The sequence below is a fragment of the Rhodococcus sp. 05-340-2 genome (genome assembly GCF_002258915.1).
Taxonomy (GTDB): Bacteria; Actinomycetota; Actinomycetes; order Mycobacteriales; family Mycobacteriaceae; genus Rhodococcoides.
The window spans coordinates 1-541 of sequence record NZ_NOYU01000009.1 but is presented as its reverse complement, the minus strand read 5'-3'; the positions used below and the strand labels follow the sequence as shown (position 1 = coordinate 541).

At 66.2% G+C, this 541-nt stretch carries 1 rRNA gene; it reads left to right on the top strand.

Annotation, left to right across the window (positions count from 1 at the left end):
- Positions 1-14 precede the first annotated feature (14 nt).
- Positions 15-131, top strand: a 5S ribosomal RNA gene (rrf, locus tag CH271_RS04350).
- Positions 132-541 lie beyond the last annotated feature (410 nt).

The window sequence follows — 541 nt, the reverse complement described above, 5'->3', positions numbered from 1 at the left end:
CTGTTTCGCAGAGTTACGGCGGCCATAGCGGAGGGGAAACGCCCGGTCCCATTCCGAACCCGGAAGCTAAGCCCTCCAGCGCCGATGGTACTGCACTCGACAGGGTGTGGGAGAGTAGGACACCGCCGAACACAATTTGCCAGAACACCCCCAGACCACTGGTCTGGGGGTGTTCTGCATTTCGAAACCACCCACACACCCCACACCGACACACGCGCGCGCATCCGCTATCCGCGTGCACACTCGCGCCCAGACCAGCCCCTATTTCGCGCGCACCTCGCGCACGCGCATGTGCGATGAGCGGGGGCTGCCTGAACTCGGGTGCCGGCAGACCACGCGACTGCGAACCGCGTACACGAGCGCAAACGCGCACGCACTTGCCATCCGCGCGCACAATCGCATCCCAACCTGTACCTATTCCGCGCGCACCTCACGAACGCGCGCGCATTCGCGACGAGCGGTGGCTGCCTGAACCCGGATGCCGGCATACGACACGACTGCGGCCCCCCGAGCTGCCCGGCACCCCGACAGCCCCCTACTC